At 72.5% G+C, this 24,689-nt stretch carries 23 protein-coding genes and 1 other RNA gene; 12 read left to right on the top strand and 12 right to left on the bottom strand.

What is annotated here, in order from left to right:
• Positions 1–223: 223 nt before the first annotated feature.
• The 12 genes from DOO78_RS05635 to DOO78_RS05585 all read left to right on the top strand — a co-directional run bounded on the left by DOO78_RS05635 (position 224) and on the right by DOO78_RS05585 (position 11,519).
• Entirely contained in the window at positions 224–2,386 is a 2,163-nt protein-coding gene (locus DOO78_RS05635; RefSeq protein ID WP_165838741.1) for an acetate--CoA ligase family protein, read from the top strand.
• 22 nt (positions 2,387–2,408) lie between these two features.
• Entirely contained in the window at positions 2,409–2,705 is a 297-nt protein-coding gene (locus tag DOO78_RS05630; RefSeq protein ID WP_111468770.1) for a DUF6166 domain-containing protein, read from the top strand.
• A gap of 151 nt (positions 2,706–2,856) precedes the next feature.
• Positions 2,857–4,170 (top strand): PQQ-dependent sugar dehydrogenase, encoded by a 1,314-nt coding sequence (locus tag DOO78_RS05625; protein ID WP_111468769.1) that lies wholly within the window; start codon positions 2,857–2,859, stop codon positions 4,168–4,170.
• 80 nt (positions 4,171–4,250) lie between these two features.
• Positions 4,251–5,108: a phosphate/phosphite/phosphonate ABC transporter substrate-binding protein gene (locus DOO78_RS27845; protein ID WP_207802801.1), complete on the top strand. Its 858-nt coding sequence runs from the start codon at positions 4,251–4,253 to the stop codon at positions 5,106–5,108.
• Entirely contained in the window at positions 5,108–5,854 is a 747-nt protein-coding gene (phnE, locus tag DOO78_RS27840) for a phosphonate ABC transporter, permease protein PhnE (RefSeq protein WP_207802800.1), read from the top strand. The genes DOO78_RS27845 and phnE overlap by 1 nt, the downstream gene beginning before the upstream one ends.
• Positions 5,854–6,483, top strand: a complete 630-nt coding sequence (locus DOO78_RS05615) for a phosphonate ABC transporter ATP-binding protein (RefSeq protein WP_111468768.1) — start codon at positions 5,854–5,856, stop codon at positions 6,481–6,483. The genes phnE and DOO78_RS05615 overlap by 1 nt, the downstream gene beginning before the upstream one ends.
• Positions 6,471–7,310: a metallophosphoesterase family protein gene (locus tag DOO78_RS05610; protein ID WP_243634409.1), complete on the top strand. Its 840-nt coding sequence runs from the start codon at positions 6,471–6,473 to the stop codon at positions 7,308–7,310. Before DOO78_RS05615 ends, DOO78_RS05610 begins: the two co-directional genes overlap by 13 nt.
• A gap of 62 nt (positions 7,311–7,372) precedes the next feature.
• Positions 7,373–7,849 carry a regulator gene (locus tag DOO78_RS05605; RefSeq protein WP_111468767.1) on the top strand — a complete coding sequence of 159 codons (477 nt, stop codon included), beginning with the start codon at positions 7,373–7,375 and terminating at the stop codon, positions 7,847–7,849.
• A gap of 305 nt (positions 7,850–8,154) precedes the next feature.
• Entirely contained in the window at positions 8,155–8,826 is a 672-nt protein-coding gene (locus tag DOO78_RS05600; protein ID WP_165838740.1) for a GntR family transcriptional regulator, read from the top strand.
• Between the two features lie 124 nt (positions 8,827–8,950).
• Entirely contained in the window at positions 8,951–9,775 is an 825-nt protein-coding gene (locus tag DOO78_RS05595; protein ID WP_207802799.1) for a sterol desaturase family protein, read from the top strand.
• A 5-nt stretch (positions 9,776–9,780) separates the two neighbouring features.
• On the top strand, positions 9,781–9,987 hold the full coding sequence (locus DOO78_RS05590; protein WP_111468765.1) for a hypothetical protein: 207 nt from the start codon (positions 9,781–9,783) through the stop codon (positions 9,985–9,987).
• A 353-nt stretch (positions 9,988–10,340) separates the two neighbouring features.
• Entirely contained in the window at positions 10,341–11,519 is a 1,179-nt protein-coding gene (locus tag DOO78_RS05585) for a hypothetical protein (RefSeq protein ID WP_111468764.1), read from the top strand.
• Between the two features lie 18 nt (positions 11,520–11,537).
• Here the strand turns inward: DOO78_RS05585 and DOO78_RS05580 are convergent, their stop codons facing one another.
• From DOO78_RS05580 to DOO78_RS05525, 12 genes are all read right to left on the bottom strand, one after another.
• Positions 11,538–12,593 (bottom strand): 2-oxoacid:ferredoxin oxidoreductase subunit beta, encoded by a 1,056-nt coding sequence (locus DOO78_RS05580; RefSeq protein WP_111468763.1) that lies wholly within the window; start codon positions 12,591–12,593, stop codon positions 11,538–11,540.
• Positions 12,590–14,428 carry a 2-oxoacid:acceptor oxidoreductase subunit alpha gene (locus DOO78_RS05575; RefSeq protein WP_111468762.1) on the bottom strand — a complete coding sequence of 613 codons (1,839 nt, stop codon included), beginning with the start codon at positions 14,426–14,428 and terminating at the stop codon, positions 12,590–12,592. The genes DOO78_RS05580 and DOO78_RS05575 overlap by 4 nt, the downstream gene beginning before the upstream one ends.
• A 7-nt stretch (positions 14,429–14,435) precedes the next feature.
• A complete protein-coding gene (locus tag DOO78_RS05570) occupies positions 14,436–16,235 on the bottom strand; it encodes an FAD-dependent oxidoreductase (protein WP_111468761.1) in 1,800 nt (599 codons plus the stop codon).
• 299 nt (positions 16,236–16,534) lie between these two features.
• Positions 16,535–16,762: a ribbon-helix-helix domain-containing protein gene (locus DOO78_RS05565; protein ID WP_111468760.1), complete on the bottom strand. Its 228-nt coding sequence runs from the start codon at positions 16,760–16,762 to the stop codon at positions 16,535–16,537.
• On the bottom strand, positions 16,762–18,171 hold the full coding sequence (locus DOO78_RS05560; RefSeq protein WP_111468759.1) for a class II fumarate hydratase: 1,410 nt from the start codon (positions 18,169–18,171) through the stop codon (positions 16,762–16,764). The genes DOO78_RS05565 and DOO78_RS05560 overlap by 1 nt, the downstream gene beginning before the upstream one ends.
• A 148-nt stretch (positions 18,172–18,319) precedes the next feature.
• On the bottom strand, positions 18,320–18,718 hold the full coding sequence (locus DOO78_RS05555; protein WP_111468758.1) for a VOC family protein: 399 nt from the start codon (positions 18,716–18,718) through the stop codon (positions 18,320–18,322).
• Between the two features lie 39 nt (positions 18,719–18,757).
• Positions 18,758–19,183 carry a RidA family protein gene (locus tag DOO78_RS05550; RefSeq protein ID WP_111468757.1) on the bottom strand — a complete coding sequence of 142 codons (426 nt, stop codon included), beginning with the start codon at positions 19,181–19,183 and terminating at the stop codon, positions 18,758–18,760.
• 175 nt (positions 19,184–19,358) lie between these two features.
• Positions 19,359–20,960 carry a fumarate hydratase gene (locus DOO78_RS05545; RefSeq protein ID WP_111469062.1) on the bottom strand — a complete coding sequence of 534 codons (1,602 nt, stop codon included), beginning with the start codon at positions 20,958–20,960 and terminating at the stop codon, positions 19,359–19,361.
• A 356-nt stretch (positions 20,961–21,316) separates the two neighbouring features.
• Positions 21,317–21,808, bottom strand: coding sequence for an SspB family protein (locus DOO78_RS05540; protein ID WP_111468756.1), 492 nt, complete (start codon positions 21,806–21,808; stop codon positions 21,317–21,319).
• Between the two features lie 84 nt (positions 21,809–21,892).
• Positions 21,893–22,222: a transfer-messenger RNA gene (gene ssrA, locus DOO78_RS05535) on the bottom strand.
• A gap of 39 nt (positions 22,223–22,261) precedes the next feature.
• The gene (locus DOO78_RS05530; protein ID WP_165838739.1) at positions 22,262–23,548 is read right to left on the bottom strand and encodes a hydantoinase/carbamoylase family amidase; all 1,287 of its coding nucleotides are present in this window, start codon (positions 23,546–23,548) and stop codon (positions 22,262–22,264) included.
• The gene (locus DOO78_RS05525) at positions 23,545–24,675 is read right to left on the bottom strand and encodes a CaiB/BaiF CoA transferase family protein (protein WP_111468754.1); all 1,131 of its coding nucleotides are present in this window, start codon (positions 24,673–24,675) and stop codon (positions 23,545–23,547) included. Before DOO78_RS05525 ends, DOO78_RS05530 begins: the two co-directional genes overlap by 4 nt.
• Positions 24,676–24,689 lie beyond the last annotated feature (14 nt).

Genomic DNA, 24,689 nt, shown 5'->3' with positions numbered 1-24,689 from the left:
GGGGTCCCGGTTCTCCTTGGGCGTGATGGGGTGTTGGGCCGGCCCGGATGCGCCGCATCCGGGAGCCGCAGCCGTTGCGGCGGCGAGAGTGGCGGATTCCCGCGGCCGCGAACATGCCGCGGCGCATCACCCTCCAGCTAGCGGCTTGACCACCGGCACGCCCTGTCTAGGCTGCCGCATGGGCAAGAACGCCGCGTCGCAGCGCGGGAGACGGGAGGGGCGATTGCAGCAGCAAGGCATGGCCGGCGAGACGTCAGGCGGTTCGGCGCCCGCGCCGCTGCGCGATCCGGCGGCATTGCGGCGGGTGCTCTCGCCGCGCAGCGTCGCGGTGATCGGCGTCTCGGCCGAGCCGACGCGCTTCGGCGGCCGCACCGTCACCAACCTCGCCAATTTCGCCGGGCCGGTCTGGGGCGTGAATCCCAAATATGCCGGCCGCGACCTGCATGGCCGCCCCTGCCTCGCCAGCCTCGACGACATCCCCGAGGTGCCGGACTGCGTGCTGATCGCCCTGCCGCGCGAGCAGATCATGGGGGCCGTCGAGGCCTGCATCCGCAAGGGGGCGGGCGGCGTCATCGCCTATGCCTCGGGCTATGGCGAGACCGGGCTGGCGGAGCGCGTCGCCGAGGAGGCGGCGCTGCGGGCGCGCTGCCGCGAGGCCGGCCTGCCGCTCGTCGGCGTCAACTGCCTCGGCATCGTCGACCATGTGCTGAAGGCCGGCGTCACCTTCATGCCGGAATATGCCCGCCTCGTCGCGCCGGCGGGCGGCGTCGCCATCACCAGCCAGTCCGGCGCGCTCGGCTATGCGCTGATGCAGGCGGCCGAGCGCGGCTTCTCCGTCTGCCACATGACGACGGCGGGCAACGCCACCGATCTCGATGTCTGCGACCTCGCCGCCTACCAGCTCTCCATGCCGGAATGCCGCGCCGTGGCGCTGGCGGTGGAGGGCCTGCGCGACGGAAGGCGGCTGCAATTGCTCGGCGAGGCGGCGCGCCGCGCGGGCAAGCCGATCGTCGCGCTGAAGCTCGGCCGCGGCGAGGCGGGCGCGGCGGCCGCCGTCTCGCATACCGGCTCGCTCGCCGGCAGCGCCGCCGCCTGGTCGGCCGCCTTCCGCCGCGCCGGCATGGCGGAGGTGGAGGATTTCGACGCGCTGCTCGAGACCGCCGGCCTCTTCGCCAAGGCCGGCCGGCCGAAGGCGAGGGGCGTCGCCATCGTCACCGCCTCGGGCGGCGCCGGCATCATGGCCGCCGACCATGCCGAGGCGCTGGGCCTCGACATGCCGCAGCCCGGCGCCGCCGCCAAGGCGGTGCTGGAGGCGGCGATCCCGGATTTCGGCGCGGCGCGCAACCCCTGCGACCTGACGGCGCAGGCGGCGGGCGACCCGACCAGTTTCGGCAAATGCGTGCTGGCGATGGCCGCCGACCCGCAATACGGCGTCATCGTCTATCCGCAGGTCTATTCCCACCACCAGACCACGCCGGGCCGCATCGCCGAGATCGCCAGCCTGACCGAGCAGTGCGGCAAGCCGATCATCGTCGCCTGGATCCCGGAGCAGCTCGAGGGCCCGGGCGCGGTGGCGGCGGATGCCTCGCCGGTGGTGCCGCTGTTCCGCTCCATGCGCCGGCTGATGAACGCGGTGCGGCTGTGGCAGGAGCATTACGCGACGCCGCCCGCGGGCGAGCCCGAGGCGCCCGCCGGCCTGGCCGGGGCGCTGGCGGCGCTGCCGGCCAGGGGCGCGGTGCTGACCGAGGCCGAGGCCAAGACGCTCTTCGCCCGCGTCGGCGTGCCGGTGGTCGAGGAGCGTCGCGCGGCGACGGCCGAGGCGGCGGCGGAGGCGGCGGCCGCGCTCGGCTTCCCGGTGGTGCTGAAGCTCGACAGCCCGGACATCGCGCACAAGACCGAGGTCGGCGGCGTGCGGCTGCGCCTCGGCGATGCCGCGGCGGTGCGCGCCGCCTTCGCCGAGATCATGGGCTCCGCCCGGCGGCACGCGCCCGCGGCGCGGCTGGACGGGGTGCTGGTGCAGCGCATGTCGCGCGGCGGCGTCGAGCTGATCCTCGGCGGGCGGCGCGACGGGCAGTTCGGCCCGATGGTGCTGGTCGGCACCGGCGGCGTGCAGGCCGAGCTGTGGAAGGACGTGGCGCTCGACATCGCGCCGGTCAGCCCGGCCCGGGCCGAGGCGATGCTGCGCAGCCTGCGGGGCTTCCCGCTGCTGGATGGCTTCCGCGGCGCGCCGAAGGCCGATCTCGCGGCGGTGGCGCGGGCGGTCTCCGCCTTCTCGGTGCTGCTCGCCGCGGCCGGGGAGCGGATCGCCGAGGCGGAGGTGAACCCGCTGATCGCCGGCGACTGGGGCTGCCTCGCCGTGGACGGGCTGGTCCGCGCCGGGGAATGAGGCTGGATCGGGAGGGGGCGCCATGAAGATCTACGAGGGCGGCCGCGGCCTGGGCGGGGCGCAGGTGACGGTGGATGGCGCCCCGCTCGATCCGCGCTTCGAGGTGAAGACCTTCTCGCCGATGGGCTTCGAATGGACCTATGAGGGCGATGGGCCGCGGCAGCTCGCCCTCGCCCTGCTCTGCGACCATCTCGGTGATCCGGCGCGCGCCCTGGCCCTGACCGAGGATTTCATGCGCCGCGTGGTGGCCGAGCTGGACAATGCCTGGCTGCTGACGAGCGAGGAGATCGCGGCGGCGCTGCCGGCTGGGGCCGGCTGACCGCGCGGCCCGCCCCACCCGCCAAGCCCGCGCCCCCGTCGCCGGCGATGGCGATGGCGATGGCGAGGCGGAACGGCGCTACCCGGATCCACCGGCCCGGGCCATCCTCCCCCGCGAGGCCGCCACGGCGGCGCAGCAGGAGCAGGGACCATTGAGCTTTTCGTCGGCATTCGCCCGCGTCGTCGCGGTGGTCGGGGGCGCGGCCCGGATGTCCCGGCGGCTCACCCAGGGCGCGCACGAGCCCGCCTGGGGCAACGGACCGCGGATCCCCGAGGCGCGGCCGCAGGGCAGCCTGCCGACCCTGAAGATGCCGACGGCCCGGGGCTGGCCGGACGGGATGCTGCCGGCGGCGGCGCCCGGGCTGCGGGTCAATGCCTTCGCCGCCGGCCTCGACCATCCGCGCTGGCTGCAGGTCCTGCCCAATGGCGACGTGCTGGTGGCCGAGGCGACCAGCGTCCTGCGCTCGCCGCGGTCGCTCTTCGACTACGCCATGGTGAGCACGATGCGCCGCGCCGGCGCGATGGGCGTGAGCGCCAACCGCATCATCCTGCTGCGCGACGCGGATGGCGACGGCGTCGCCGAGACCCGGCACGTCTTCCTCGAGGGCCTGAACCAGCCCTTCGGCATGGCGCTGGTCGGCGACACCTTCTATGTCGGCAACACCGATGGCCTGGTGGCATTCCCCTACGTCCCGGGCGCGACGCGTCTCACCGGCCCGGGCCGGGTGCTGGCCCGCTTCAAGCCCGGCGGCCACTGGACGCGCAGCCTGCTGCCCAGCCCGGATGGCCGCACGCTCTACATCGCCGTCGGCTCGCTCACCAACATCGCCGACGAGGGCATGGCGGTGGAGGAGGGCCGCGCCGCCATCCATGCCTACGACCTGGCGAGCGGCACGCTGCGCCCCTTCGCCACCGGCCTGCGCAACCCCGTCGGCATGGCCTGGGAGCCGCGGACCGGCGCGCTCTGGACCGTGGTCAACGAGCGCGACGGGCTGGGCGACGAGACGCCGCCCGACTACCTGACCTCGGTCCGCGACGGCGGCTTCTATGGCTGGCCTTATTGCTATTGGGGGCGGACGGTCGATGACCGGGTGCCGCAGGACCCGGCGCTGGTGGCGCAGGCCCTCACGCCGGATTACGCGCTGGGTGGCCACACCGCCTCCCTCGGCCTCTGCTGGCTGCCCGCCGGGACGCTGCCGGGTTTCCCCGAGGGCATGGCGATCGGCCAGCACGGCTCCTGGAACCGCAGCACGCTGAGCGGCTACAAGCTGGTCTTCGTGCCCTTCGCCGAGGGCCGCCCGGCGGGCCCCGCCCGGGATATCCTCTCGGGCTTCCTGGCGCCCGACGAGCGCGAATCCTATGGCCGCCCGGTGGGCGTGACGATCGGCCCGGATGGCAGCGTGCTGATGGCCGACGACGTGGGCAATGTCGTGTGGCGCGTGACCGCCGCCGGCAGCGGCGCGTGAGCGGGCGAGCCGGCCTCGCCGCTGGCGGGCCGCGCCGCGACGCCATAGGCTGCGGCCTCCACCCCCGGTCCGGAGTGCGCATGCGACGCAGACGCCTGATGAGCCTCGGCGGCGCCCTGGCGCTGCCGGCCTGGACTGCCCGGGCCCAGGCGCAGCCGTTGCGCTGCGCCGTCGGCCCCTTCCAGCCGACCGCCGGCGACACCCGCCGCGCCTACGAGCCCTTCTTCGCCCATCTGGCCGCGGCGGTCGGCCGGCCGCTCGCGCTGACGGTCACCACCGACTGGGCGGGCATCGCGGTCGCGCTCTCGACCGCGCAGGTGGACCTCGCCTGGATGGGCCCCTGGGGCTACGTGCTCGCCAAGGACCGCGCCGGGGCCGAGGCGCTGGCGGTGGTGAAGTACCAGGGCAAGCCGACCTACCACGCCATCATCCTGGCCCGTCCCGAGCTGCGGATCGCGCGCTTCCCGGAGGATGCGAAGGGCCTGTCCATCTCCTTCGCCGATGCCGGCTCGACCAGCGGCTGGCTGATCCCGCATTACTGGTTCAAGACCCAGGGCATCGATCCGCGCACCTATTTCCGCTACCGCGACGGGGCGTCGCACCCGGCCAACGACATGGCGGTGGCGAGCGGCCAGGTGGACCTCGCCACCGACTACGACCGCAACTTCGCCGCCATGGTCGCGGCGGGGCGGCTGCGGGAGGACCAGGCGCGCATCGTCTGGCGTTCCGAGCCGCTGCCGAACGACGCGCTGGCGGTGCGGGCGGGGCTGGAGCCCGCCCTGGCGGCGCGGCTGCGCGAGGCCGCGCTCGCCATCGACGAGGCCACCGCCGCCCGAGTGATGCCGGCCAATTACACCGGCTGGGTGGCCGCCGCGCCGGACAGCTACGCCCTGATCGAGGCGGCCGGCCGGGCGCTCGGGCGCATCGGCGCGGGCTGATGCGCCGCCTCGCCGGGCTGCTCGCGCTCGGCCTTCTCTATGGCGGCAGCCTGCTCGTCGTGCAGCCCGACCTGCCGCGGCTCTGGACCGGGCTGCCGCGCCTGGCCCATTGGCTCGGCGGCGCGGTCCCGCCCGATTTCTCCGGCCTGCCCGACCTGCTGCGCCGGGCCGCCGAGACGGTGGGCATCGCCACGCTCGGCACCACCCTGGCGGCGGCGATGGCGCTGCCCCTGGCGCTGCTGGCGGCCCGGCCGGTCGTCCCCCTGCCGGCGCTCTACCATCCGGCGCGCGCCCTGCTGGATGCGCTGCGCGGCGTCGACGGCTTCGTCTTCGCCCTGATCTTCGTCGCCGCGGTCGGGCTCGGCCCCTTCGCCGGCATGCTCGGCGTGGCGCTGCACTCCGCCGGCAGCATCGGCAAGCTGTGGTCGGAGGCGCTGGAGACCGCCGACCCGGCGCCGCTCGAGGCGGCGCTCAGCGCCGGCGCCAGCCGGGCGCAGGCCGCGGCCGTCGTGCTGCTGCCGGAGAGCCTGCCGCAGCTCGCCTCCGTCCTGCTCTATGTCTGGGAGTTCAACATCCGCGCTTCCACGGTGCTCGGCCTCGTCGGCGCCGGCGGCCTCGGGCAGGAGCTGAAGAACGCCGTCGACCTGCTCGACTTCGCCCGCGTCCTGGCGATCCTGATCCTCGTCGTCGCCCTGGTGCTCACGGCCGACCGGCTCTCCGCCCTGCTGCGGCGCCGCCTCGGCTGATGCTGCGGGTCGAGGGGCTGGTCGTCGCCCTGCAGGGACGGCGGGTGCTGCACGGCATCAGCCTCGCCGTCGCGCCGGGCGAGGTGGTGGCGATCGAAGGCCCCTCGGGCGCCGGCAAGACCACCTTGCTGCGGGCGATCGCGGGGCTGGTGCCGGCCGAGGCGGGGCGGATCGTGGCGCCGGAGACGGCCCTCGTCTTCCAGCAGCACGCCCTCGCCCGCCGCCTCTCGGCGCGGGACAACGTGCTGGTGGGCGCGCTCGGGCGCATCGGCTTCTGGCGCCCGGCGCTGCGGCTCTGGCCGGTGGCGGAGCGGGCCGAGGCGATGGCCTGCCTGGCGCGGGTCGGGCTGGGCGCGCTGGCGGGGCAGCGGGCCGACCGGCTCTCCGGCGGCCAGCGCCAGCGCGCGGCGGTGGCCCGCGCCCTGATGCAGCGCGCGCCCCTGCTGCTGGCGGACGAGCCGGTGGCGAGCCTCGACCCGGAGAATGCCGCCGCGGTGCTTGCGCTGCTGCGGGATCTGGCCTCGCATGGCGGCCGCTCCGTGCTGGTCGCCCTGCACCAGCCGGAGCTGGCCCGCCGCTACGCCGATCGCCGGCTGCGCCTGGAGGAGGGACGCCTGTGCCGCCGGTGACCGCGATGCGCTGCGACGGGCCGCTGCTCTGCTTCGGCGGGCCCTATTCCAACCTGCAGGCGTTGCAGGCCCTGCTGGCCGAGGCGGCGCGGCGCGGCATCCCGCCCGGGCGCATGCTCTGCACCGGCGATGTGGTGGCCTATTGCGCCGATGCCGTCGCGACGCTCGACCTGATGATGGCGAGCGGCATCGCCACGGTGATGGGGAATTGCGAGGAGAGCCTGGCCGCCGGCGGCGCGGATTGCGGCTGCGGCTTCGCCGCCGGCACGGCCTGCGACCGTCTCTCGCGCGACTGGTTCGCGCATGCCAGCCGCCAGGTGACGCCGCGGCACCGCGCCTGGATGGCGGCGCTGCCGCGGCGGATCCCGGTCGAGATCGGCGGCCGGCGGCTGGTCGCGCTGCATGGCGGCGCGACGGCGATCAACCGCTTCCTCTTCGCCTCCGCGCCCGAGGCGGCGCTCGCCGCCGAGATCGCCGCGGGCGGGGCGGAAGGCGTGATCGCCGGCCATTGCGGCCTGCCCTTCAGCCGCCTCCTCGGCCGCCGGCTCTGGCACAATGCCGGGGCGATCGGCATGCCGGCGAATGACGGCACGCCGCGCGGCTGGTTCTCGGTGCTGACGCCGCAGGGGGCGGGCCTGCGGATCGAGCATCTCGCCCTGGCCTATGATCACCGGTCGGCGGCGCGGGCGATGCGGCAGGCCGGGCTGGCGGCCTATGAGGCGGCGCTGGCGAGCGGCCTCTGGCCCTCCTGCGACGTGCTGCCGCCGGAGGAGCGGGCGCGCCGCGGCCAGCCGATCGAGGCCTGCGACCTGCGCTGGGCGGCCTGATGCGAGGCTGCCCGCCAGGGCAGGATCAGGCCAGGGAAGGGCCAGGAGGGGAGGGGGAGACGGTGCAGGAATTCCGGTTCGACGACCGCCATGTCACCTGGCAGCGGGTGCAGCCGATCGACGCGCAGGTCTATGTCCTGGCGATGGACGCGGCCCTCGGCATCGCCGATGTGCTCATCAGGTTCGAGCCCGACAGGCCGGGCAGGCTGCATCGGCATGTCTGCGACTTCAGCACCTTCGTCGTGCAGGGCGAGCTGCGCTTCTGGCGGCCCGACGGGTCGCTCCGGGAGATCCGCCCGACCGGCAGCCATGTGCGGGTTGCCGCGCATGGCGAGCCGCATGCGGAGGGGGCCGGCAGCCAGGCGGCGATCGTGCTGTTCAGCTTTCGCGGCAGCACCGGCGACATGATCCTGTATCTGGGCGAGGGATCGGAGGTGGTGTTCCGGCTCGGCTTCCCGGAATTCGAGGCCGTCCTGGCGCAGCAGGTGGCCACCGGCGCCACCGCGAAGCTCGCGCCGCGGCTGGTTCCCGCCGGCTGAGACCGAGCGCAGGCCGGCCTCACCCTCCTGCGCCTCGAACGCCGGGCGCAACCCTCCGGTTGGCCTGGGCCTTCGCCGCACGCAAGCGAACGGGCCACGCAGGGCGTTTCGCCAGGAGCAGATGCCCCTGGTCGGAAACCGCCCGCGCGGCCCGCACCCAACCTCCCCAAACTCGGCTTTTTCTGGTGCGGTGATATATCTCCCGCAGGACACAGGGTGTCCCAGGACCGATGGCCTGTCAATGGATGGAGGGCGCGTGACATCAGTTTTCCCGCATAGGCTGCACCATGCCTGACACCACACCCATGCCGCGCCACAACCGCCCAGCGGAGGCCGATGGCACGCTCACCGAGCAGGCCTACCGCGCCATCGAGGAGGCGATCGTCACCCTGCAGGTCCCGCCCGGGGAGGAGGTGAGCGAGGCCCAGCTCGCCGCGCGGGTCGGCTTCGGCCGCACCCCGGTGCGCGAGGCGCTGCAGCGCCTGGCGCGGGAACGGCTGGTCCGCATCCTGCCGCGCCGCGGGATCATCGTCGCGGCGGTGGATGTCGAGGAGCAGCTCCGCCTGCTGGAGGTGCGCCGGGAGATCGAGCGGCTGAGCGCCCGCGCGGCGGCGCGGCAGGCGGATGCGGCGCAGCGGGCGGCATTCCGGGCGATCGCCGGGGCGATGGAGCAGGCCGCGGCGGCGGAGGACGAGACCGGCTTCCTGCGGCTCGACCGGCAGCTCAACCTGCTGGTCCTGGCGGCGGCGCGCAACGAGTTCGCCACCGCGGCCATGGCCCTGCTGCACGGGCTGTCGCGCCGCTTCTGGTTCCTGCACTGGCGGCGCTCGGCCGGGCTGGAGGGCTCGGCGCGGGTGCATGCCGCCCTGGCGCGCGCCATCGCCGAGGGCGATGCCGATGCCGCCGGAGCCGCTTCCGATGCCCTGATCGACTTCATCGAGGCCTTCACCCGCCGCGTCCGGGCGTGCGGGGCCTGATGTCGGCGGGCCGGGGGCGGGTTTGGGGCGGGCTTGGGGGCGGCCATCTGCTGGATGGCCGCCTTGACCCCCGGCGCGGCGCACTGATATATCAGACGCACACCCTGCCCTGGGGAGGAATGCGATGGATGGCACCACGGCGCCGGCAACCGCCGCCCTGAAGCGGGAGCGCCTCTCCCGGCGGCAGCAGGCCTTCCGGGCCGATTTCCGCGAGCGGATCGGCCGGCTCTATCACGGCTGGGCGCATGTCGCGCTGATCTACGCCATCGGCGGCGCCGCCATCTGGTACTGCGCGCGGCAGATCGTGGCGCCGGCCTGGTACGAATGGCTGATCGTGCCGGCCGCCTTCGTCACCGCCAATGTCTTCGAGTGGTGGATCCACAAATACGTCATGCACCGCCCCCTCAAGGGCTTCATGGGGATCTACAAGCGCCATACCCTGGCGCACCACCAGTTCTTCACCGAGCACGAATACACCATCGACGATGCGCGGGATTTCCGCATCGTCTTCTTCCCGCCCTATGCGCTCATCACCTTCCTGGCGATGTCGCTGCTGCCGGCCCTGCTGCTGAAGGCGCTGGGCTTCCCCGATGCCGGCTGGCTGCTGCTGATCACCAACACCGCGCTCTACCTGAACTACGAGTTCTTCCACTTCTGCTGCCATGTGAAGGATGACCGGATCGTCCGGCACATCCCCTTCATCAACACCATCCGCCGCCACCATGCCGCGCACCACAACACGGCCATCATGATGGAGCGGAATTTCAACCTCACCTACCCGATCGCCGATTGGTTCTTCGGCACCAGCGATCTCCGGCGCGGGCTGCTCGGGCATCTGCTGAACGGCTACGACGCGCGCTTCGTGCGCGGCGACCTCAAGCGGGTGCGGAACAGCCTCGACGATCCGCGGGCGGGCATGCCGCGCGCGGGCGCCATGCCGGCGGAGTGACGGCGATGGCCGCGAAGCTCGCGCCGCTCGACGGCGGCGCCATCAAGACCTCCCGCGCCTCGCTGATCGGCGGCATCGCGGTGGCGATCGGCGTCTTCGTCCTCTGGCTCGCCCTCGCGGCCGATCTCGGCCTGCGCGGGGTGGGCAGCGCCATCCTGGGCGGGGCGGTGAGCCTCCTCATCGGCCTCTGGATCTGGCGCGCCGACCTGTAAGGACCGGGCGAGCCCCGCAGCGTCGGGAACTCCCAGCGGGGGAGCCGACGGCACGCGCATGGGGGATTTGCCGTCGGCCCAGGTGACGGTTAATGCTTCTGCATGCGATGCCGAGAGTCGCAAAAAGCATTTTGCTGCACTGCAAATCACCGCAGGCCGCCGGGCAGGATCATCGCGGCGCAGCATTTACCGGGCCGGCAGTTCCGCCGCCGCCCTGCCATTTCCACGCATGGCCGGCGCGGCACGGGCGGCGAGATCACAGCTGCAATCCTTCTTGGTGGTATCACGTCATTTCAATCCCATCTGCCGGTTCCGGCGCTTAAAGCAGGCTGGTGGGAATCGGGGAGCCCAGAGTGAACAAGGAGACGGAGCTGCACCCCACCGGGGCCATGCCGCAGCCGCCAACGGACGATGCCGCCCTGCTGGGCGCCTTGCCGAAGGGCTGGGTCATGCTCGGGCGCTGTCGTGCCGGCCTGGCCAAATCCGCCTATCCCACCGGCTGCTGGGCCCTGGCGCATCCCACCTCAGGGATCGCGCTGCTGGACATCGCGCCGAACGTGACGCCGAGCGCCGAGGCGCGGCTGCGCCAGGCCCTCGGCGCCGCCTATTTCTGGCCCGCCTTTCCCGGCTACCTGCCGGTCTGGCATGGGCGGATCGAGTCCGCCGCCTCGCGCAGCCTGCCGGGCCGCATGGCGCAGGGCTTCGCCGAGCTGCCGCCGCTGACGGTGCCGGGCAAGGGCGCCTGGATCGCCGCCGCGCGGGCGGCGCTGGCCGATGACCCGGCCTGGATGGTGCCGGGCGCCGCGCCCTGCGGCCGCCGGCCAAAGGCCATGATCGAGCCGCCCTTCGACCTGGACGACCCGCCGCCCGAACGGCCGCCGCTGTGGCGCGGCCGGTTCGGCATGGGCCTGGCGCTGCTCGGCACCTTCACCATCGGCGTGGTGAGCGGCGTCATCCTGCTCTCCGGCGCCACCTCCGACCCGGCGCCGCAGCCGGTGGCCTCGGTGGCCCAGCCGCCGCAGGCAGCGCCGACCAGCCTGGCGGCGGCCAGCCTGTCCAGCGACCCGGCGCCTGGTCCGGCCGAGCGGGGGCCGGTCCCCCCGCCGCAACGCCCGACCCAGACCTCCGCCGCGGCGGCGGTGGCTGCCCTGGCGGCCGAGCTGGAGGCGACGCTGGCCGCGGCGCGCGCCTCGGCGGCCTCGCCGCTCGTCTCCGAGACGCCGCCGCCTGCCGATGCGCCGGCGGAGCGGCCTGCCATGGCGGAGAAGCCCGCCGCGCCGGTCGAGGACGGGGCCAGCGCCGCCCCGCTGGCCATCGTCCCGGCATCGCTGCCGATCCCGCCGCCGGTCCCGGGCGCGCCGCCGGCGGCGCGCCAACGGCCGCAGCCACAGCCCCAGAAGGTGAGCAACCGGCCGCCGCCCGAGCGCATCGACCGGACCTGCGCCGCGGCCGTGTTCCGCTTCCAGCAGGGCCTGCCGCTGACCCAGGCCGAGTCCGGCTATCTGCGCAACGGCTGCGCCACCCGGCGATAGGGGCGCGCCGCCGCCGCCTCAGCGCAGGGCGGCGTTGATCCGCTCGAGCGCCGCGGCGCCCGGCACCAGCGCGGCATCCTCGAGCGCATTCAGCGGCCGCTCGACCGTGCCGAGATGCGCATGCATGTCCTGCGGCTCGGGATCGACATAGAGCAGGCCGGTGACGATCTCGCCCGCCGCCTTGCGCTCGTGCAGGTGGTGCAGGGCGGCGACGCGGTCGGTCGGGTCGTAGCCCTCGTGCAGCTTGCGCAGGCGCAGGACCGAGCCGTCATGCTGCGTCACCTCCCGCACCTCGCCCGGCGCGTATTCGGTGGTGATCGGCATGCGGCCGAGGATGACGTCGAGCTGGTTCATCGCCTCGTTGTGCTCGCGCACGAAGTCGTAGCTCTTGGTCGAGCCCTCATGGTTGTTGAAGGCGACGCAGGGGCTGATGCAGTCGATGAAGGCGGGGCCGGGATGCCGCAGCGCGCCCTTGATGAGGGGCACGAGCTGCGCCTTGTCGCCGGAGAAGCTGCGGGCGACATAGGTGGCGCCGAGCTGCAGCGCGATGCCGACCAGGTCGATCGCCTCGTCGGTGTTGACCGCGCCCTTCTTGGCCTTCGAGCCCTTGTCGGAGGTCGCCGAGAACTGCCCCTTGGTGAGGCCGTAGACGCCGTTGTTCTCGACGATATAGGTCATGTTCACGGCGCGGCGGATGCTGTGCGCGAACTGGCCGAAGCCGATGGAGGCGCTGTCGCCGTCGCCCGAGACGCCGAGATAGAGCAGGTCGCGGTTGGCCATGTTGGCGCCGGTCAGCACGCTCGGCATGCGGCCATGCACCGAGTTGAAGCCGTGGCTGGCGCCGAGGAAGTAGTCCGGCGTCTTCGAGGAGCAGCCGATGCCGGACATCTTCGCCACCCGGTGCGGCGCGATGGAGAGCTCCCAGCAGGCCTGGATGATGGCGGCACTGATCGAATCATGGCCGCAGCCGGCGCAAAGGGTGCTGATCGCCCCCTCGTAGTCGCGCCGGGTGAAGCCGAGCTCGTTCAGCGGCAGCTTCGGGTGATGCAGCTTGGGCTTGGGGAGGAAGCTCATTCCGCGGCGGCTCCGGCAAAGGGCACGACCTTCAGCGTCGAGGCGCGATCGGCGATGGCGGCGCGGATGAAGCGCGCGGTGATCGGCGTGCCGTCGTAGTGGAGGATGGGGATCAGGCGGGCGGGGTCGATGTTCCCCTCCGTCATCAGAAGGGTGCGGAGCTGCGCGTCGCGGTTCTGCTCGACGACGAAGACCCGCTCGTGGCGGGCGACGAAGTCCAGCACGTCGTCATGGAAGGGGAAGGCGCGGATACGCATGGCGTCGAGATGCACGCCATCCGCCTCCAGCGCCGCGAGCGCCTCCTTCATCGCCGCCGAGGAGCTGCCGAAATAGAGCACGCCGAGGCTGGCCGGCTCGGCCGCCTTACGCTCCACCGGGCGCGGCACCAGGGATTTCGCCGTCTCGAATTTCCGCAGCAGTCGCTGCATGTTGTCGACATAGGCGCTGCCGACCTCGGTGTACTTGGCGAAGCGGTCGCGCGAGGTGCCGCGGGTGAAGAAGGCGCCCTTCTCCGCATGCGTGCCGGGATAGGTGCGGTAGGGGATGCCGTCGCCATCGACGTCGAGGTAGCGTCCGAAGGTGCGGCCGGCCTCGAGCTCCTCGGCCGTCATCACCTTGCCGCGGTCGAGCCGCCGGCTGTCGTCCCAGGCGAAGGGCTCGCAGAGCCAGTCGTTCATCCCGATGTCGAGATCGAGCAGCACGAAGACCGGCGTCTGCAGCCGGTCCGCCAAGTCGAAGGCCGCGGCGCCGAAATCGAAGCACTCCCGCGGGTCCTCGGGCAGCAGCACGACATGCTTGGTGTCGCCATGGCTGGCATAGGCGGCGGCCAGCAGGTCGGATTGCTGGGTGCGGGTCGGCATGCCGGTGCTCGGCCCGGCGCGCTGGACGTCGAAGATGACGGCCGGGATCTCGGCGAAATAGGCGAGGCCGACGAATTCCTGCATCAGCGAGATGCCGGGGCCGGAGGTGGCGGTGAAGGCGCGCGCGCCGTTCCAGGCGGCGCCGATGACCATGCCGATCGAGGCCAGCTCGTCCTCCGCCTGCATGATGGCGTAGCGCTTGCGGCCGGTTTCGGGCTCGGTGCGCAGGCGCTTGCAGTGGCGCTCGAAGGCCTCGGCGAGGGAGGTGGAGGGGGTGATCGGGTACCAGGCGCAGACCGTCGCGCCGCCATAGACGGCGCCGAGCGCCGCCGCGGCATTGCCCTCGACATAGATGCGGTTGCCGACCGCGTCGGCGCGCGCGAGCTGCAGCCCGATCGGGCAGGAGAGATGGGCCAGCGCCCAGTCGCGGCCCATGTGGAAGGCGTCGCGGTTCGGCTTGGCGAGCTTCTCCTTGCCCTTGTACTGCTCGGCGAGGAGCTGCTCGATCACCGCCGGCTCGATGCCGAGCAGGGCGGAGAGGGCGCCGACATACATGATGTTCTTCAGCAGCTGGCGCTGCCGGGCATCGGTGTAGTTGGCGTTGCAGATCTGCGTCAGCGGCACGCCGATGACCTGGATGTCGTCGCGGAAGCGCGAGGCGGGCATCGGCCGCGTGCTGTCGTAGAGGAGGTAGCCGCCGGCATCGATCTCGGCGATGTCGCGCTCCCAGGTCTGCGGGTTCATCGCCACCATGAGGTCGACGCCGCCGCGCCGGCCGAGATGCCCCTCGCCGCTGACCCTCACCTCGAACCAGGTGGGCAGGCCCTGGATGTTGCTCGGGAAGATGTTGCGCGAGGCGATGGGGATGCCCATGCGCAGGATCGACTTGGCGAAGAGCTGGTTGGCGCTGGCCGAGCCGGAGCCGTTAACATTGGCGAATTTGACGACGAAGTCGTTGACCGCTTGACGGGGCATCTCGGCTTCACTCCGCCGCCATGGGCTGCGCGCAGGGGGCGGCCTGGGCGGATTGCAGCAGGAATTTCTGCATGTCCCAGGCGCCGGTCGGGCAGCGCTCGGCGCACATGCCGCAATGCAGGCAGACATCCTCGTCCTTGACCATGACGCGGCCGGTCTTCAGCCCGTCCGCGACATAGAGCGGCTGGTCCATGTTCAGCGCGGGCGCCTTCAGCCGCTGCCGCAGCTCCGCCTCCTCGCCATCGGCGGTGAAGGTGATGCAGTCGGTCGGGCAGACATCGACGCAAGCATCGCATTCGATGCAGAGCTTGGCGGAGAAGACGGTCTCGACATCGCAATTCAGGCAGCGCTGGGCTTCCTTGAAGGCGAGCGCCCGGTCGTAGCCGAGCTCCACCTCCAGCGCGATGTCGCGCAGCGCCACCTCCTCGGCCGCATGCGGCACCTTGAAGCGGAGGTCGAGCGAGACGTCGTTGTCATAGCTCCATTCGTGGATGCCCATCTTCTGGCTGATCAGCCGGGCATCGGGCGGCGGCCGGTTGCGCACATCCTCGCCGCGGCAGAAGAGGTCGATGGAGATCGCCGCGGCATGGCCATGCGCCACCGCCCAGATGATGTTCTTCGGACCGAAGGCGGCATCGCCGCCGAAGAAGACCTGCGGCACCGTCGACTGATGCGTCGCCGCATCCAGCACCGGCAACCCCCACTGGTCGAATTCCAGGCCGATGTCGCGCTCGATCCAGGGGAAGGCGTTCTCCTGGCCGATCGCCACCAGCACGTCGTCGGCCTCGATGGTGACGTCCGGCTCGCCGCTCGGCACCAGGCGGCGGCGGCCCCTGGCGTCGTACTCCGCCTTGACCGTCTCGAAGACCATGCCGGTGAGGCGGCCGGCCTCGTGCAGCACCTGCTTCGGCACCAGGTAGTTGAGGATCGGGATGCCTTCGCGCATCGCATCCTCCTTCTCCCAGGGGCTCGCCTTCATCTCCTCGAAGCCGGAGCGGACGACGACCGAAACCTGCTCGCCGCCGAGACGGCGCGCCGAGCGGCAGCAATCCATCGCCGTGTTGCCGCCGCCGAGCACGATGACCCGCCGGCCGATCTCCTTGACATGGCCGAAGGAGACGGAGGAGAGCCAGTCGATGCCGATATGGATGTTGGCCGCCGCCTCGGCGCGGCCGGGCACGTCGAGGTCGCGGCCGCGCGGCGCGCCGGAGCCGACGAAGACCGCGTCATAGCCTTCGGCCAGCAGCGCCTTCAGGCTCTCCACCCGCTGGCCGTAATGCGTCACCACGCCGCCGCGGTCGGTGACGTAGCCCACCTCCTCGTCGATCACCTCGGCGGGCAGGCGGAAGCGCGGGATCTGGCTGCGGATGAAGCCGCCGCCCTGCGCCGCGCCGTCATAGACATGCACCTCGTAGCCGAGCGGCGCGAGGTCGCGGGCGACGGTGAGGCCGGCCGGGCCGGCGCCGATGCAGGCGACGCGCTTGCCGTTCCGCGCCGCCGGGATCGGCGTCAGCCGGCCGCGGATGTCGGATTTGTTGTCGGCGGCGACGCGCTTGAGCCGGCAGATCGCCACCGGCTCCTCCTCCACCCGGCCGCGGCGGCAGGCCGGCTCGCAGGGCCGGTCGCAGGTGCGGCCGAGGATGCCGGGGAAGACGTTGGAGTGCCAGTTGACCAGATAGGCGTCGCTGTACCGGCCTGCGGCGATGAGGCGGATATATTCCGGGACCGGGGTATGGGCGGGACAGGCCCATTGGCAGTCGACGACCTTGTGGAAGGTGTCCGGGTTACGAATATCGGTCGGCTTCAAAGCGGACGTTTCCCTCAGCACGAGGATGCTCGGGCTGCTCCGCGGTCACGGCATCGAGTCGAACCCTCGGCGCCTGGCACCGGCCGGGCGCCGTGGCCGCGAGACCCATTGATTCCTCCCTCGCCCTTCCGGGCATCCCGCAGCTTGCCCCACAACCGCAAGTCCCGCAACGACCGCGCGGGCGATCAGGTATGGGCCATGCCGCCGGACGGCCCGGGGAGCAGGTCGCCTGATCATGGGCCTCGGCAGGGGGCGCTGCGAGGCGTGCGGCAGACACGTCAGCGTGCGAGCGCCCGCCCTCAGCCGCGGCCCGCCTCGGCGAGCGCATGCAGGCGGAGCGCGCTCGCCAGCGGATGCGACGCATCCGCGCGCGCGGTGTCGATCTCGGTCACCAGCGCCGCCAGGCTGAGGCCGCGGCGCCGCGCCGCGGCCTCCAGCGCCGCCCAGAATTCCGGCTCGAGCGCGACCGAGGTGCGATGGCCCGCCAGCTGGAAGCTGCGCTTGCGCAGGTGGCGGGCGGGCCGCATCAGTCGCCGAGCGAGGCGCCGGGGGCGATCATCGTCTCCGGCCGCACCCAGCGGTCGAAATCCTCGAGCGTGACATAGCCGAGCTGCGCCGCCGCGTCGCGCAGGGTCAGGTTCTCCGCCAGCGCCTTCTTGCCGATCCGCACCGCCTTGTCGTAGCCGATATGCGGGTTCAGCGCCGTCACCAGCATCAGCGACCGGGCGAGGTTGTCGGCGAGCCGCTCGCGGTTCGGCTCGAGCTTCAGGACCATGTGCTCGGCGAAGCTCTCGGCCGCATCGGCGAGCAGGGTCGCCGATTGCAGCACCGCCTGGATGATCACCGGCTTGAAGACGTTGAGCTCGAGGAAGCTCTGGGCGCCGGCGAAGGTGACGGTGGTGGTGTTGCCCATCACCTGGGCGCAGACCATGGTCAGCGCCTCCGCCTGGGTCGGGTTGGTCTTGCCCGGCATGATGGAGGAGGAGAGGCCGTCCGCCGGCACGATCAGCTCGGCGAGGCCCGAGCGCGGGCCGCTGCCGAGCAGGCGGATGTCGTTGCCAAGCTTGTTGAGCGAGACGGCGATGACGTTCATCACCCCCTGCAGCTCCACCATCGCGTCATGCGCGCCCATGCCCTCGAACTTGTTCGGGTTGGGGCGGAAGGCGAGGCCGGTGCGCTCGGCCAGGATCTCGCAGAAGACCTGGTCGAATTCCGGCCGCCGGTTCAGCCCGGTGCCGACGGCGGTGCCGCCCTGCGCCAGGGCCAGCAGCCGCGGCAGCACGCCGCGCAGCCGCTCCTGCCCCAGCTCCACCTGCCGCGCCCAGGCGCCGAATTCCTGGCCGAGCGTGACCGGCACCGCATCCATCATATGGGTGCGGCCGATCTTGATGATGGCATCCCATTCCTGCGCCCGCTGCCAGAGCGCCGCGTGCAGCCGCCCGAGCGCCGGCAGCAGCCGCCCCTCCACCACCTCGGTGGCGGCGATGTGCATCATGGTCGGGAAATTGTCGTTCGAGGACTGGCCGCGATTGACGTGGTCGTTCGGGTGCACCGGCTTGCGGCTGCCGAGCGGCTGGCCGAGCAGCTCGTTGGCGCGGTTCGAGATCACCTCGTTGGCGTTCATGTTGGTCTGGGTGCCGCTGCCGGTCTGCCAGACGGGGAGGGGGAACTCGGCGTCGCGCCGCCCCTCGGCGATCTCCTCCGCCGCCTGCTTGATCGGCCCGGCCAGCTCGGCCGGCAGCTCGCCGAGGCGGGCATTGGCCTCGGCGCAGGCCCATTTGTGCAGGCCGACGGCGCGGATCAGCCCGGGCGGGAAGCGCTCGCCGCCGATCCGGAACAGGCGCCGCGCCCGCTCGGTCTGCGGCCCCCAGTAGCGCTCGGCGGGGATGTCGATGGTGCCGAGGCTGTCGGTTTCGGTGCGGGTCTCGTCGGCCATGGCCAATACTCCCTTGCGGCGCCGGGCCCCGGCGTGGATGGGGCCGGGCGGTGCCTCCCGAACGCGAGCCGCCGCCGGCGGTGCCCGCCAGGGCCGGCCCGCCTCAGGACGAGTAGCCTCGGGGCAAGTAGCCTCGGGGCAAGTAGCCTCAGGGCGAGTAGGAGGAGACCTCGATCAGGTTGCCCTCCGGGTCCCGGCAATAGACCGAGCCCATGGGGCCGAGGGCGCCCTGGCGCGTCACCGGGCCGAGCTCGATGCGCACGCCGCAGCTATGGAACTGGCCGACGATGTCGGGGACCGCCACCGCCACGATGAAGCAGAGGTCCTGGGTGCCGGGCAGGCAGGTCTCGGCGGCGATCCAATCCTCGGCGCTGGCGTCATGCGGCCGCAGGTTGATCTTCTGGCCGCCGAATTTCAGGGCGACCCGCGGCGGGCTGCCGAAATCCTCGCGCTCCATGCCGAGGACGCGCTGATACCAGCTCGCCATCTTGTCGATGTCGCGGCAGTTGATGACGCAGTGGTCGAGGCGGTCGACGGCGAAGCGCATGGAATGGTGCTCCTGAGGGCTGCAATCGGCCGCCTGATATCATCCTTCGTGCCGCTCCGCGCCCGGCCCTGGGCGGGATGGCTGCGGCAGGCGGGCCGTGACCTCGATCTCGATGCGCATGGCCTCGGTCTGCAGCCCGGCATGGATCAGGGTGGAGGCGGGGCGGGCGCGGCCGAGCCAGCGCTTCACCACCGGCCAGCAGGGCTCCCAATCCTCCCGCCGCGGCACGATGAAGAGCACCCGCACCACCTCGTCGAGGCTGGTGCCGGCCTCGGCCAGCGCCAGGGCGATGTTGCGGAAGGCCTGGTCGGCCTGCGCCACCACGTCCTCCGCGATGGTCATGCGGGCATAGTCGTAGCCGGTGGTGCCGGAGACCCAGACATGCTCGCCATCGACGACGGCGCGGCTGTAGCCGATCTCCGCCTCGAAGCGGGAGCCGGAGGAGATGTGGCGGCGCTCGGTCATGCTGGCTCGGCTTCCTCTCCGGCTCTCCCGGGGCGCCGGGCGGCCGCCCGGGAGAGCGTCAGGGTAGGGAGATGCCCCGGCAGGGTCCAGCGCGGCGGCCGGCGGGGGGCTGTGGCGGATCGCGGTCGGGGGCGCTGCACGCGCCCAGCCGGTCACGCCCCTCCGCGATCGGCGCCTATTCCAGCCCCTCGTAGAAATCGTTCCCCTTGTCGTCCATGACGATGAAGGCGGGGAAGTCGACCACCTCGATGCGCCAGACCGCCTCCATGCCGAGCTCCGGATATTCCAGCACCTCGACCTTCTTGATGCAGTCCTGCGCCAGCCGCGCCGCCGGGCCGCCGATGGAGCCGAGATAGAAGCCGCCATAGGCCTTGCAGGCGTTCAGCACCGCCTTGCTGCGGTTGCCCTTGGCCAGCATCACCAGGCTGCCGCCGGCCTTCTGGAAGGCCTCGACATAGCTGTCCATGCGGCCCGCGGTGGTCGGGCCGAAGCTGCCGGTCGGCAGGCCCGCCGGCGTCTTGGCCGGGCCGGCATAGTAGACCGGGTGGTCCTTGATGTAGTCGGGCAGGCCCTGGCCGGCATCCAGCCGCTCTTGCAGCTTGGCATGCGCGATGTCGCGCGCCACCACCATGGTGCCGGTGAGGGAGATGCGGGTCTTCACCGGGTGCTTCGAGAGCTCGGCGCGGATCTCCGCCATCGGCCGGTTGAGGTCGATCTTCACCACCTCGCCGCCCAGGATCTCATCCGTCTGCTCGGGCAGGTAATGCGCCGGGTCGTGCTCGAGCTGCTCGAGAAAGACGCCCTCGGGCGTGATCTTCGCCTTGATCTGCCGGTCGGCCGAGCAGGAGACGCCGATGCCGATCGGCAGGCTGGCGCCGTGCCGCGGCAGGCGGATGACGCGGACGTCGTGGCAGAAATACTTGCCGCCGAACTGCGCGCCGATGCCGAGCTTCTGCGTCAGCTTGTGCACCTCCGCCTCCAGCTCGGGGTCGCGGAAGGCGTGGCCGGAGGCGTCGCCCGTGGTCGGCAAGCCGTCGAGATAGCGAGTGGAGGCGAGCTTCACCGCCTTCAGGTTGGTCTCCGCCGTGGTGCCGCCGATGACGATCGCCAGGTGGTAGGGCGGGCAGGCGCTGGTGCCGAGGGTCTTGATCTTCTCCTCGATGAAGCCGAGCAGCTTCGGCTTGTTCAGCACCGCGCGGGTCTGCTGGTAGAGGAAGGTCTTGTTGGCCGAGCCGCCACCCTTCAGCACGAACATCAGGTGGAACTCGTCGGCATGGTGCTCGCCGGGCGCGGCGAGGATGGTGAAGTCGACCGGCAGGTTGTTGCCGGTGTTCACCTCCTCGAACATCGAGAGCGGCGCCATCTGCGAGTAGCGCAGGTTGGTCTCGGTATAGGTGCGGGCCACGCCGAAGGAGAGGGCCTCCTCCTCGTCGCCCTCGACCCAGACGCGCTGGCCCTTCTTGCCGAAGACGATGGCGGTGCCGGTGTCCTGGCACATCGGCAGGGTGCCGCCGGCGGCGATGGCGGCGTTCTTCAGCAGGTCGAGCGCGACGAAGCGGTCGTTCGCGCTGGCCTCGGGGTCCTTCAGGATGTTCGCCAGGCTCTGCAGATGGCCGGGCCGCAGCAGGTGGGAGACGTCGTGGCAGGCGGCGAAGGCGAGCTGCTCCAGCGCCTCGGGCCGGATCCGCAGCACCCGCCTGCCCTCGACCTCAATGGTCGAGACGCCCTCGATCGGCAGCTTGCGATAGGGGGTCTGGTCGGCGGCCAGCGGGAACATCGGGCTATACTGGAAGCCGGAGGGCCGCGTCGGCTGGGTCACCGGGCCGGCATCGACATCCTGTGCCGGGCCGCGCAGATCGTCCTTCGTGGGCGTTTCCACGGCGGCATCCTGGGGAGGGGTCACGGGCAGTCTCCGCGCGATCGGCGCCGCGCGGCCCATGCCGGGTGCAGGGGCGGGGAGCAGCGCCGTCAGATGCCAGCGGCTTACTCCAGCGGGGACCCCAAGCCAACCGGTATGCCGGGGCGGGGAAGCTGGAGCGTGATCGCCTGAGGTGGACTCACCGAAGGCGTGAATCACGCGACCAGACAACGGGCCAGACCAGGGTCCGCGAACCGGCGTGAGCGGATCGTGGTCTAGTCGCGCTTGCGGCGGAAGGCGTCGAGGCTGACCACCTGCGGCTGCGGCGCCTCCTCCGATGCCGCCTCGGTCGGGGCGGAGACGGGGGCGGCCGCCGCCGCCAGGGGCTCGGCCACCGAGAAGCGCAGGCCGAAGCGCACATGCGGGTCGGCGAAGGCGGTCATCGCCTTGAAGGGCACGACGAGGGTGGCCGGCACGCCGCCGAAGGACAGGCCGACCGAGAAGCTGCCGGCGCCGCGATCCACGGCGAGGTCCCAGAATTTGTGCTGCAGGACGATGGTCATCTCCTGCGGGTAGCGCGCCTTCAGATGCCCCGGGATGGCGACGCCGGGATGATCGGTGCGGAAGGTCACGTAGAAATGGTGCTCGCCAGGCAGGCCCTTGCGGCTGGCATGGTCCAGCGCCTCGACGGCAACGGCGCGCAGCGCTTCCTCCGCCCAGTCGGAATAGGGCAGCAGGCTGTCACTCGGGGTAATCGTCTCGTTCATGATTCAACCCTTCCCCTCTTACCCAAGGGGAGATCAACTCACGGAAGCGGGAGGGTTTGTTAACGTGACCGCGGCGGTGGCGGAAGTGGGGGGCTTCTGTTGCCCGGTGCCCCCCGAACCGCGCTTGTTTACTGCTTACGCAGCAACAGCGAGTGCGTCGTTGTCGTTCGCACTTAGATTTGGCCCGATGACGGCGGAACCATGCCGGGCAAAAGCGACCCCATTACCACGCGCGTCGAGCCTGTTTCGCCCCCTTGCCGCCGCCCCGACACGGGCGGCTGAGGTGGTGGAGGCGCCGGGCACTGCCCCCGGGTCCGCAACGCTTATCCCGAGCCACGTTTATCACCATAGCCGCCGGGATCGCTCCCGGCCGGCAGTGCCGATATAGGGCAGGCGGCGCCGGGGTTCCAGGGCCTCGATGCCGTCGCGTGGCCCGGCCGCGGGCCGCCGGCATCAGGCGGACGGGCCGGCACCGGCGCGCGTCGCCAGCCAGGCCGCCAGCGCCCCCGTCGCGGCCATCAGGTCGGCGGTCTCCATCGCCTCGGCCGGGTTGTGGCTGCCGTTGCGGTTCCTGACCAGCAGCATGCCGGTCGGCACGCCGGCGGCGGCGAAATTGTTGGCGTCGTGGCTGCCCGGGCTGTTGAGCCGTGGCGCCGGACCCCCGGCCGCCGCCGCGGCGTCGGCCAGCGCCTCGAGGATCGCCGGGTCCATCGCGCCCGGCGCGGCGGCGCTGCGCGGGCCGGGGTCGATCTGGACGCCGCGCCGCGCCGCGACCCCGGCGAGGATCTCGGCCAGCCGGCCCTCCAGCGCCGCCAGATGCGCCGGGTCATAGGCGCGGAGGTCGAGGCTGAGCTCGAACCGGCCGGAGACCATGGTCAGGCTGTGCCGCTCGGCCGGGGTGTGGAAGCGGCCGATGGTGACCGCCATCGGCCGGCCCGCCGCCTCCTCCTGCAGCCAGAGCCCCTCCAGCGCCAGGGCCAGCTCGGCGCCGGCGAGCGCCGCGTCGCGGCGGAAGCGGTGCGGCAGGCCGGTATGGGCGTCCTCGCCGGTGATGCGGATCTGCGGGTGGCGGAGGTTGCCGGGATTGGCCAGGCAGAGGCCGAAGGGCGCCCCGGCCTCGACGAGCTGCGGCGCCTGCTCGATATGCAGCTCGAGATAGGAATCGAGCCGCGCCGGGTCGCGCAGCGGCGCCCCCTCCCGCAGCCGCGCCGGGTCGCCGCCGCAGGCGGCGATGCTCTCGGCCAGCGTCGCGCCGCTGCGGGCATGGCGGAGATCGAGCGCCCCGGGGGGCAGCCGGGCCAGCAGGCAGCGGCTGCCGATCAGGCCGAGGCCGAACCACACCGCCTCCTCGCAGCGCAGCGCCAGCAGCTCGATGCTGCGGCGGGGCCGGACCCCGGCCGCCCGCAGCCCGGCGATGGCGGCGAGGCCGGCGACGACCCCCGCCGCGCCGTCGAAATTGCCGCCCTGCACCACGCTGTCGAGATGCGAGCCGATGAGGATGGGCGGCGCCTCCGGGTCGCGGCCCGGCCAGCGCAGGGCGAGGTTGGCGCCGGCATCCACCGCGCGCTCCAGCCCGAGCGCCTCGCCGGCCTCAGCGATCAGCGCATGCGCCGCGTTCTCGCCGGGGCCGAAGGCCTCGCGGGTGATGCCCGGCGGATCGGCGCCGATCGCGGCCAGCCGGTCGAGCAGGCGCTGCGCCAGCGGCGCCGCCGCCGCGACGGCCGCCGCGATCTCCGTCACAGGCCGAGTTCGGCCAGCACCGCCTCGGTGTGCTCGCCGAGGGCCGGCGCCGGCACGCTCCAGGGGCCGAGGCCCGGCAGGCGCGGGAAGGGCAGGGTGCCGAGCCCGGGCTGGGGCAGCGGCACCGCCGCCCCGACCGCCTCGGCATGCGGGTCGGCCAGCCAGTCGAGCGGCGTGTTGACCAGGTCGCAGAGCATCCGCGCCGCCTGGAAGCGTTGCACCCATTCCGCCGCCGGGCGGGCGGCGATGGCGGCGCGGATCTCCGGCAGCAGCGCCTCGCGGTGCTCGGCCCGGGCGGCGAAGCTGGCGAAGCGCGGGTCCTCGGCCAGATCCGGCCGGCCGATGATGGCGCAGAGCTGGTGGTATTCGGGCTCCCGCAGCAGCGCCACCATGAACCAGCGGCCGTCGCTGCCCTGGTAGGTGCCGGCCGGCAGGTTGGCCACCGGCGGCACCCGGCCGAGCAGCCCCTGCTCGGCGATGTTGAAGGCCATCAGCGCCGCCGCGCTCTGCATCAGCGAGACGTCGAGCACCCGGCGCTGCGGCGCCGCGCCCGCCGCCCGGTCCCGCGCCTGCTCGGCGAGCGCCGCCTGCACGGCGATGCAGGCGGAGAGGCCGGTGACCATGTCCACCGTCATGATCTGGCCGGTGCGGTGCGGCACGCCGTCCATGCCGATGTTGAGTGAGACCATGCCGCTATAGGCCTGGGCCACGCTGTCGGTGCAGGGCCGCTCGGCATGCGGCCCCTGCTGGCCGAAGCCGGAGATGGAGAGGAAGACCACATCCGGCTTCCCCGCCTCCGGCACCAGGCCGAGGCGCCGGGCGACGCCGGGGCGGAAGGCCTCGATCATCACATCGGCGCGGGCGGCGAGGCGGCGCATCGCCGCCTGGCCCGCCTCGGTCTGCAGGTCGAGCACGACGCTGCGCTTGCCGCGGTTGAAGGCGACATGCATGACGCTCTGCGTGCCCTCCCGCGTCGAGAGGCCGCGCGACCAGTCGCCGGCCGGCGGCTCGATCTTCACCACCGTCGCGCCGCAGGCGGCGAGCTGGGTTGCGCAATAGGGCCCGGCGATGCCCTGGCTGGCATCGAGCACGAAGAGGTTCCGATAGGGCTGCGGCCGGTCGGCCATGGCGTTTCCCCTGT

The sequence above is a fragment of the Roseicella frigidaeris genome (genome assembly GCF_003258945.1).
GTDB classification, from domain to species: Bacteria; Pseudomonadota; Alphaproteobacteria; order Acetobacterales; family Acetobacteraceae; genus Paracraurococcus; species Paracraurococcus frigidaeris.
This window is presented reverse-complemented; position numbering and strand designations above follow the sequence as displayed.